Annotated in this window: 10 protein-coding genes and 2 pseudogenes; 4 read left to right on the plus strand and 8 right to left on the minus strand. The window is 61.2% G+C overall.

The features are described from left to right. Window positions 1–8 precede the first annotated feature (8 nt). On the minus strand, window positions 9–875 hold the full coding sequence (locus tag C8D77_RS27670) for a hypothetical protein (protein ID WP_126068871.1): 867 nt from the start codon (window positions 873–875) through the stop codon (window positions 9–11). Window positions 876–1,721: 846 nt separating this feature from the next. On the opposite strand from C8D77_RS27670, the gene C8D77_RS27675 reads away from it, so the two are divergent. Both C8D77_RS27675 and C8D77_RS39100 read left to right on the plus strand, forming a co-directional pair. Continuing rightward, a complete protein-coding gene (locus C8D77_RS27675; protein ID WP_109670159.1) occupies window positions 1,722–2,678 on the plus strand; it encodes an NAD-dependent epimerase/dehydratase family protein in 957 nt (318 codons plus the stop codon). 237 nt (window positions 2,679–2,915) lie between these two features. Continuing rightward, entirely contained in the window at window positions 2,916–3,386 is a 471-nt protein-coding gene (locus C8D77_RS39100) for a LysR substrate-binding domain-containing protein (RefSeq protein ID WP_425453765.1), read from the plus strand. Here the strand turns inward: C8D77_RS39100 and C8D77_RS27685 are convergent. Then, window positions 3,267–3,935: an NAD(P)-dependent oxidoreductase gene (locus C8D77_RS27685; RefSeq protein ID WP_109670165.1), complete on the minus strand. Its 669-nt coding sequence runs from the start codon at window positions 3,933–3,935 to the stop codon at window positions 3,267–3,269. The genes C8D77_RS39100 and C8D77_RS27685 overlap by 120 nt on opposite strands. Window positions 3,936–4,056: 121 nt before the next feature. Between C8D77_RS27685 and C8D77_RS27690 the strand changes: the two are divergent. Next, window positions 4,057–4,234: pseudogene (locus C8D77_RS27690) on the plus strand (LysR family transcriptional regulator); the annotation flags it as partial. A gap of 368 nt (window positions 4,235–4,602) precedes the next feature. Here C8D77_RS27690 and C8D77_RS27700 read toward each other — a convergent pair. Both C8D77_RS27700 and C8D77_RS27705 read right to left on the minus strand, forming a co-directional pair. Next, a complete protein-coding gene (locus C8D77_RS27700; RefSeq protein WP_109670167.1) occupies window positions 4,603–5,520 on the minus strand; it encodes an NADP-dependent oxidoreductase in 918 nt (305 codons plus the stop codon). 229 nt (window positions 5,521–5,749) lie between these two features. Continuing rightward, complete coding sequence (locus C8D77_RS27705) at window positions 5,750–6,136, minus strand: hypothetical protein (RefSeq protein WP_109670170.1); 387 nt, start codon at window positions 6,134–6,136, stop codon at window positions 5,750–5,752. 81 nt (window positions 6,137–6,217) lie between these two features. Between C8D77_RS27705 and C8D77_RS27710 the strand changes: the two genes are divergently transcribed. Continuing rightward, window positions 6,218–7,054, plus strand: coding sequence for an AraC family transcriptional regulator (locus C8D77_RS27710; RefSeq protein WP_245951889.1), 837 nt, complete (start codon window positions 6,218–6,220; stop codon window positions 7,052–7,054). 43 nt (window positions 7,055–7,097) lie between these two features. On the opposite strand, the gene C8D77_RS27715 is transcribed toward C8D77_RS27710, so the two are convergent. The 4 genes and pseudogenes from C8D77_RS27715 to C8D77_RS27730 form a co-directional block, all read right to left on the minus strand. After that, the gene (locus tag C8D77_RS27715; RefSeq protein WP_109670208.1) at window positions 7,098–7,910 is read right to left on the minus strand and encodes an SDR family NAD(P)-dependent oxidoreductase; all 813 of its coding nucleotides are present in this window, start codon (window positions 7,908–7,910) and stop codon (window positions 7,098–7,100) included. A 55-nt stretch (window positions 7,911–7,965) separates the two neighbouring features. After that, the gene (locus C8D77_RS27720; RefSeq protein WP_109670176.1) at window positions 7,966–8,472 is read right to left on the minus strand and encodes an SRPBCC domain-containing protein; all 507 of its coding nucleotides are present in this window, start codon (window positions 8,470–8,472) and stop codon (window positions 7,966–7,968) included. Then, window positions 8,469–8,636: pseudogene (locus tag C8D77_RS27725) on the minus strand (NADP oxidoreductase coenzyme); the annotation flags it as partial. The pseudogene C8D77_RS27725 and the gene C8D77_RS27720, both read right to left, overlap by 4 nt. A gap of 84 nt (window positions 8,637–8,720) precedes the next feature. Next, window positions 8,721–8,841: SDR family oxidoreductase (locus C8D77_RS27730; RefSeq protein ID WP_146211811.1), on the minus strand; the 121-nt coding region annotated here is incomplete at its 5' end.

Raw genomic sequence — 8,841 nt, forward strand, 5'->3', positions numbered from 1 at the left:
GTGCTCCATCAATCATTGACAACGGTTGCGTTCGAGACCGTTTCTCGAACGATATTGCTTTTGAGAAATACTCTCGCCTTGTCCGCAAGGTCGTCGACGCCGCAAAAGAACTGCGAGTCGAAAGACAAAGTGAACGGCGCCCAACTGTTCAGAAATTCTTCTGATCTGCAGGCTACGGTTCCGGGGCTTGGCGAGCAGTAGAGGATCTTCGTCAGGCGCCGAGCGGCGTCGAACCTGACAAAGACGTTCGCGGTGTCGAATGGTTTGTTCAGACCCGCCAGCGCTTGCGAATTCAGCGTCCGGTACGCACTCTCATCCCGCAGGGCAGCATAGCCACAATAGACCTGACCAGTATCTGTAAGATCGGCTTGTGTGCCACTATTGTTTGAGGCTGAACCTGCAGGGCCGCTATCGAGCGCCTTGGCGATTGCCTCTGGGGTGGGTGTCTGCTCGTAAGAATGGTTCTTGCGAAGCTCAACGTTCCGCACCGATGTGCTGTAAACGAGCAAAGTAACTTTCTGATGCTTATCTATTTGCGCCCCGCCATTGCCTTTCTCTTCCAACCTCTCATCTCGATAGTAAACGACATAGGGCAATTGGGTTTTCGGCCCGGATCCTGATACAATGTTTGTCATTGCTTGAGATGCATCGACCTTAAAGGTCAGACTGTTCCCAGTCGTAACGACCTCACGCGCATTCGCGCCAAGCGCTTTTGAAGCGCTGTATTCGACGAGAGTGACATAGTCATACTGGCCCCCAAAAATGGAGTCGTAGATCGCCCCAGGGAGCGATCTCAGCGCCGTGAGCGTGACCGTTTCACGTCGGCCCGGCTCGACCGGCCAACTGCCAGCAGCGACGGAAGAGCTGGGTGACAAAGGGAATAGCAGTAAGAGAGCCGCCAGCCGTACGGCCTGCCTCAGGCTAGCGCTACGAGGCATGTTCAAGGTTGGGCGACGGGAGGCCAAGTGGAAGCGAGGAGGAAGCCTTGCTGGAATTTGACCGCCTGCCGCTTGTGCGAGGCAAGCGCCTACATCTGAGGCCAACCCACGACAATTCAACACTTCTGCCCCCACATCCCGGCAAATAGTAGTCGATCTATATACTAATAGCGCCCGCCAACAAGACAGTATGTCATATAATTAGATCTCTCTAATATTGAATGTAGCCAATCCAAGCGTAATACTTCTTGCACACAGTTTGGAAATTTCAAGCGGAAAGTTCATTATCCCGGTAAATCGTCCAATCATGCTTCCGTTCGTATTTTCATAAAATCGATGTCGATTCTGATTGCACGCTCGCCCCAGCAATGAGACACACCCTTGGTCGCGGGGCGGTCGGTCCCGCATCCCGCCTTGCGGCGGCGCTATGCGCGCCCGAAGGCGTCGCGACACCTGCCTTCCTGATCAACGATGGCATCCGCAGGCGAACGAACGGCCGCTTCTGGTATCGTCAGGTGTCTCCCGGAATGACCGCGATGAGGCGCATTGCTGCCATTCGGTAGAAAATAAATGCGGTCAGACGCGGCCGCGGCACCACCCCGAGTATCTCGCTATTCTCCCCAGTGCCGATGGCGACCGCGATCCCGTTTTCAGAACGATGGCGTCGATCACTTCTGTCTGGTCATCGATCAAATGGCGGGTCCGGGCGTTGACCTGCGGCGGATTCGAGTGGCGTTCGCCATCTGCCAATGGCACAGTCCGTCAGCAATCAGCGAGGCGAAAATGACACGCGTAGTGATCATTGGCGGCAGCGGGCATGTCGGCACGTACCTGGTGCCGCGGCTGGTTGAGGCCGGATATGAAGTGGTCAATGTCAGCCGCGGCCAGCGCGCGGCCTATACGCTGAATGCGGCGTGGAAATCGGTCGAGCCAGTGGTGACCGACCGCGACACGGAGGAGAAGGCTGGCACCTTCGGCGAGAAGGTCCGCGCGCTGAAGGCTGATATCGTGGTGGACATGATTTCCTTCACCCTCGACAGCACCATGCAGATCGTGGGCGCGCTGCGAGGCGAGGTGCAGCACTTCCTCCATTGCGGCACCATCTGGGTCTATGGGCACAACACCGCGATCCCCGCGACAGAGGACCAGCCGAAAAATCCGTTCGGCAGCTATGGCACGCAAAAGGCCGAGATTGAGACCTGGCTGCTCAACGAAGCCAGGCGAAACGGGTTTCCAGCCACGGTGTTTCGGCCCGGCCATATCGTGGGGCCCGGCTGGGAGCCGCTCAATCCGGCGGGGCACTTCGACGTCGGCGTGTTCGCCCAGATCGCCCGTGGCGAGCCGCTTGTGCTGCCCAATCTTGGCAACGAGACAGTACACCACGTGCATGCCGACGATGTAGCACAGATGGTGATGCGAGCCATCGCGAACTGGAGCAACGCGGTGGGCGAGGCCTTCAACACCGTCTCGCCACAGGCGATCAATCTGCGAGGCTACGCCGAGGCCATGTACAACTGGTTCGGCCACGCCCCGCAGCTGAGTTATGAGCCGTTCGATACGTGGAAGGGCAAGCAGACCGAAGAAAACTGGCGCGCCACCTGGGAGCACATTGCACGCAGCCCGAGCCATTCAATCGCCAAAGCGCGGAACCTCCTGGGCTACGACCCGCGGTATTCGTCGCTCCAGGCAGTGTATGAGTCCGTCGAGTGGCTGGTGGCGAACGGGAAACTCAGCCGGTAGGAGTACCCAGATACTTCTCAGCCTCGGCGCAGGTCGAAACCCCCATTGCGTCTATCAAATGAGAGTGCGGGTTTTTCTCGCCAAGCGTAACTCGAACTTTGGAGGGCTGATGGGAGGAACTGATGTATCTCAAGAAACTCATCACTTACGTTTCGCTATCCCTTTTGCGCCGACTAGCTCGGACGGCGCGGTTGGCCCAGGTCGATCGACGAGCTGCGCACCGACGATCTGCTCCTCATCCCCCGTGGCGATGGTCTCCCCCGGCGTTTGTCGCTTCGCGACAGGGACGGCGTGGAGGACCAGGTCGAGTCCACCGCTCGGCTCACCGCAAATGATCTCACGGCAACAGATCGCATGGTGCTTAACGAGGCTGGGATCGCGGTTACGGCGAGATATGTGGCTGCGCCTGAGATCGAGGCCGGCAATCTCGTTCGCGTTCTGCCAGGCTGGAGCGTTCCAGCCGTCGATGTCAGTCTGGTCATGCCTGCCGGTAAGGAACGTAGCCCGGCTGCAAGAGCCTTCGTTGAGTTTATGCGCCAACGGGTTGCCGGCAACCGCCGCTGGTTTGACGATGGGGCATGGCGGGCCTCACCATGTAATCAGTGGCGAACGATGCCGCCAGGCGTCGCTATGCATCTGGTCGAGGACAAATTTCGCAACGTCCTCCCGCGAGATGGTCCCGCCATGGAAGTCGGACAGATCGGTTAGAGTGCGGACATTGGCGCGTCCCGCCTTTTTGTTCAAAACGGATGGCCGGATGATAGTCCAATCGAGGTCGGACTCACGGATGACGGCTTCCTGCCGGTTCTTGTCCGCATAGACGTTGCGCAGGAGCAGCGGAAAAATCACGTTATCGAACAGGAACCCGCCATGGCCGGCGCTGTCGCCCGCGCCCATCCCGGTGATGGTGATCAGGCGCGAGATGTGTTCAGTCTTCATTGCCTTGACGAGCGCGCGGGTCGCGGTCGAGAGCAGTGTCACCTTGTTGAACGGGCTGGCCGGAGTGCCCAGGGCACTGATGACGGCATCCTGCCCGGTGACGGCCTGGCGTAGGGTCTTCTCGTCGCGGGCGTCGCCGACAACAAGCCGAACGCCCTTCATATCCGCCGCTTTTTCGGGAGATCGGACCAGTGCCGTCACCTCATATCCGCGTGCCAATGCCTGGCTGACGATGAGACGGCCAGTCGGCCCCGTCGCCCCCAAAACCAATATCTTGGTCTGCGCGGCGTGGGGATTGTCGTTTGTGGACTTGGTCATGGCTTTGTTCCTCGTTGGGTGAGACGTTTGCAGTTGGGTAGGTTGTTGTCGTAAATATGAGTGGTTCACATATGATGCGATAGGCGCAGATATTGGACACACCGTCTCATTGGTGGAACAGATGGATTTGCTGGCTCTCGCGGATTTCGTGCTCGGCCCGCCGCGGCGGCTTCGGCCGTGCAGCACGGGCCGCCACACGCCCCAAGGCGACTTTGTCGCGACGGGTGGCAGAACTTGAGGCTGGCCTGGGATTGCGACTTGTCGAGCGTGACGCGCGGGCACTCAAACTGACCGAGGAAAGGCCCAGATCTGCTTCTGCGTGAGCGGGCGGTTCGTCCCTACCTTCCTGCCAACGTTCCAGGCTGCGCGCTCGCGGCTAGCATCATCGAAATGAGAATGACCCATGTGAGTTCTCCTTGGTCTTAATTGGCCAGAGAAAAAAATGGATCGCCGTCATTGCAGCTAGAGCCGTTACCGGACCGTCCGGGATCCAAAGGAGCTGCAAGCCGCAGTTCGGCCGTGACCCCGCCATGCGCCCTGTTTTCTTGGTCTACGCCGTAGCCGATCTTCGAAGGGGTTCCTCTCTCCTCGACTATTGTCTACGCGTCTCGCCGGGTCACACGCTGAGCGATATGACGACGCGCTTACGCCCTCTCTCCCCAAGTTCTTACGGACGAACGCGGATGACGGTCTTCCCCGTGTGTCGCTCGCTCGCGTTGAAGGTTGCAACGGCCTCGTTGAGGGCCGAAACTTTGCCGATGTTCGTCCGCAGTCGCCCGTCCCGCACCCGCTGGACGATCTCACTCAGTTGGGCGCGATCGGACTCGACAACGAAGTCAACCGCCAGGCCGTCTGCGGGCCGCGCCTCGGCCGGGCCGACGACAGTCACCAGCGTTCCTCCGGCCCGGATCAGAGCTGCGGACCGCTTCTGGATGTCTCCGCCGATGACATCGAACACCAGATCGACTCCACCGACGTCTTCCAGCGCGTCGTTCTCGAGGTCGATGAATTCATTTGCGCCGAAGTCGAGTGCCTTCTGTCGGTCGGCCGCGCGTCCGGTGCCGATGACATAAGCACCAGCCTCACGGGCGAGTTGCGTCACCATCGAACCGACCGCGCCGGCTGCGCCATGTGCAAGGACGCTCTGCCCCGCCTGAAGACGGCCGTGCTGAAAGAGTCCCTGCCACGCGGTCAGACCCGAGATTGGCAAGCTCGCGCCCACCATGAAATCGACGTCGCCTGGCAGCGGCGCGAGGTTGCGTGCTTCCATGGCAATATACTCCGCCAGTGTGCCGTCGCGATACCAATCCGCGAGACCGAACACCCGCTGTCCCACTGAAAGACCCGTGGTGCCGTACCCCAGGGCAACGACCACTCCGGCCAGTTCGTGTCCAGGGATCGATGGCGTACGCGCCTGGTCGCGGCGGTCGGTCCAGGTCGAAGGCCACTCCAACTCGGTCGGGACGAAGCCCGAGGCATGAACCTGAACGACGACGTCGTTTATCGCTGCCTGTGGCTTGGGCCGCTCCACCAGTGTCATGCCGGCCGTTCCCGCAGACTGGTTCGTCACAATGATCGCTTTCATGGGTGTCGTCTCCTCAGATATTTGTTGGTTCAGGGTTGCACGCGCGGAAGGGGCTTTTCGATCATACGCGACCAGTTATTGACTCGACACTTTCCGCGACGACCTTGATGTCAATTTGCTCGTGTGCCGCAGCGACACGGATCGCCATTGGGGAGCGAACTTGCGTGGTTCAAGCACCAGCGGCGACCGAGGGTTAACTCGGCCGCTGCCGCATGATGTTAGCAGGCCTCTAAGGGTGCGCCGTCTTCAGTGCGCGCTCCCCGCTTTCGGGCGCGTTGAGCACAAAGGTGACGAGGAGAACGGCAGCACCGTTCGCCCAGTAGTACCAGGCGTCCAGTCCCTGCAGGCCGAGCACGAAGGGCACGGCGACGAAAGTAATGCCGACGAGGCGGTCAACCGCGACATGCAGCCCAAATGGCAGCACTCGGACTACACCAGTCCTGTGATTGGTGAACAGGGTCAGAATGAGGGCGGCGACGCCAGTTGCGACCGACACCCAAAGCGCCAGCGGATTGGCATGGCCGAGCCCGAGCAGGAACGGCGTTGCCATCAGGCTCAGCGCGACGGGATAGTCGAGGAAGGCGTGAACGGTCTTTGTGACGAAGCGAATATTCATGAGACTCTCCGGTTGATCGAGGACTGGGGACTTGCACACACCCATATGGAAGACTATGGGTGACGCTTGGTGCCAATAACTTTGCTGATCGTCCCGATGGACCCCTTCGCTGCCCTGTTCGCCCACGTAACGCCGACGGCCCGGACGTTCTTCACCGGGAGCCTGTGCCAGACCTTGCAGTTCACTGGTGTGGGCCATTTGCACCTGTTCAAGGCAGGCGCGCTCACGGTCACCCAGGACGGACAAGCTGACCTCGAACTCGTTGAGCCGACCCTGCTGTTTTTGCCGCGCGGGCGGACCCACAGTTTCGCAGTTGATCCTGGGCGCGGAGCCGACCTCGTATGCGCGACCGTCGAACTCGGGGGTGCGGAGGGCAACCCGATTGGCCAGGGCCTGCCTGAATGTGTGGTCCTGCCGCTCGCTGCTCATCCGGCGCTGGGCCCGGTTTGTGATCTGCTGATCGGCGAAGCTTTCTCTGAAGCTGGTGGCCGCCAGGCGGCGCTCGACCGGCTGTTCGACTATCTCCTGATCCTCATCGTGCGTCACGTCGTTCAGAGCGGGATCATTTCGACCGGCGTGCTCGCCGGGCTCGCCGACCCACGCCTGGCCAAGGCGCTGACCGCGATGCACGAGGCGCCGAAGAAGCCTTGGAAGCTTGAGGATCTGGCCGACGTTGCGGGCATGTCACGCACGAGGTTCGCCGATCATTTTCGGACGCTGGTCGGCCTGACGCCCATTGAGTACCTGACGGTCTGGCGCATGACGATCGCGCGCCAGCTTCTCGGCAAGGGTAAACCGGTCAAGAGTGTCGCGGCGCAGGTCGGCTACGACAGCGCGGCCGCCTTCTCGCGTGTGTTCAGTCGGGTGACCGGGCGGCCGCCGCGCGAGTTCGATGCACTCCGGGATGGATCTCGCTAATCGATGAAGTCGGCACTAAGCGTCCGTACAATCAACGGCATGCTTAAGCGACGAAGCGGACCACGCCGCCTTCCACGCGCAGCGCCGCACCAGTCGTTGCGGAGGCCTGCTCCGAGCAGGCATAGACGATCATGTTGGCGACCTCGTCGGTCGTCGCGAAGCGCTGGATGAGCGTAGTGGGGCGCATCGCCTTCAGGAAGCCCTGCTCGGCTTCCTCCTGCGTGACTCCGTTCGCCTCGGCCTGCTTCGCCATGAAGTCGCCCAGGATTTCGGACCGGGTCGGCCCCGGCAGGACGGCGTTGACAGTGACGCCCGTGCCCGCTACCGCCTCGGCAAGCCCACGCGAGACCGCCAGCTGCGCGGTCTTTGTCATGCCGTAGTCGAGCATCTCCTTGGGGATGTTGACTGCGGATTCGCTACTGACGAACACGACACGGCCCCAGCCTTTCCTCACCATGCGCGGCAGGTAATGGCGCGCCATGCGCACGCCGCTCATCACGTTCAGCTGGAACAGCCCCAGCCAGTCCTCATCGGGGATTTTCGCGATGTCCTCGATGCCGTTGTAGTCGCGGATGTACGCCGTCCCCACGTTGTTAACGAGGACGTCGGCGTCGGGCGCCTGCGCAAAGACGGTCTCGGCGCCCGCCGCCGTCGACAGATCGGCGGCGATGCCGGAAATGTCGCTGTCCGGAAAGGCTTGTCGCATCTGCCGCACCGCTTCATCGACGCGGACGCGTCCACGGCCGTTGATGACGACCGAGGCGCCGGCACGCGCCAGTCCTTCCGCAGTGGCGCGGCCGATGCCCGCCGTTGAGCCCGTAACGATCGCCTTGCGGCCCTTGAGTTCGATATTCATGTGATTCATCTCCGATTGCATTTGGGCCGCTAGCCCTGGCGTCAGAACAGGCGTGTTACCCTGCCATCTGCGCGACTTCCGCCTCCGCAGCGACAGCGAGGCTTTCGACCCATAACTGGTGATAGCGGTAGAGCGCGCCGGGATGCTTGCACCCGAGCTCCTCAAGGAACCAGGGACCCTGCTGCGTCTCCTCGGTCAGCACATGACAGCCGTCGGCCGTGGGCGTAATCACCCAGCCGTGGCAGGCGCTAGAACCTGTCTCGTCACCATCGACGGTCGTCGCCCAGGCGAGCCTGCGGTCAGGCACGCATTCCGTCACGACAAGGCTCATCGGAAAGCCGACCGTCACCCGGCTGTATGGCGTCCCGAGCGCCAGTTCTCGCCCGCCGCTCAGGATTTTGACCTGATCTTCGGCAGGAAAATAACGGGACCAGTTCTCGGCATCGACGAGCAGCTTCCAGACCACTTCGGGCGGAGCTTTCACGTCGATGTCATTGAGCGCGTAGATGGCCGAGATTTTCGGGTCGTGCCGCTCGGGCCAGATTACACGTACATTGTTCACGACGCCTTCTTGAACAGATCCTGGAAGATGAGAGGCGCCCAGCTCTTGTCCCGCGCCTGCATGAGCGATCCTCCCTCCGCCAGTCTCCCCAGCCAGACCGGCGCGAATCCCAGTTGTTCGACCAGGGCGCGGACGGGGGTGGCTGCCGCGTCATCGTCGCTAGCGTAGCTCATATGTTTTCTCCTTGGGTTGTCACGCCCTGCGTGGCTGCGAACGATCAGATGGAGCGCCCGGCCGGGCGTAGTGCGTCAGAGTTGCGCTAGGCCGCCGTCGGCGGCGACTTCGCTGGCGGTCATGAAGCTGCTGTCCGACGACGCGAGAAAGGCAGCCACCGCCGCGATCTCCGCGGGATCGGCCATGCGCTGGAGC

Source organism: Mesorhizobium loti, from assembly GCF_003148495.1.
Classification (GTDB): domain Bacteria; phylum Pseudomonadota; class Alphaproteobacteria; order Rhizobiales; family Rhizobiaceae; genus Mesorhizobium; species Mesorhizobium loti.

Bases quoted from the DNA above. Each gene is read 5' to 3' on its own strand.
- C8D77_RS27685 (WP_109670165.1), bottom strand. From the start codon at position 3,935: ATGACCAAGTCCACAAACGACAATCCCCACGCCGCGCAGACCAAGATA.
- C8D77_RS27675 (WP_109670159.1), top strand. From the start codon at position 1,722: ATGACACGCGTAGTGATCATTGGCGGCAGCGGGCATGTCGGCACGTAC.
- C8D77_RS27715 (WP_109670208.1), bottom strand. From the start codon at position 7,910: ATGAATATCGAACTCAAGGGCCGCAAGGCGATCGTTACGGGCTCAACG.
- C8D77_RS27700 (WP_109670167.1), bottom strand. From the start codon at position 5,520: ATGAAAGCGATCATTGTGACGAACCAGTCTGCGGGAACGGCCGGCATG.
- C8D77_RS27705 (WP_109670170.1), bottom strand. From the start codon at position 6,136: ATGAATATTCGCTTCGTCACAAAGACCGTTCACGCCTTCCTCGACTAT.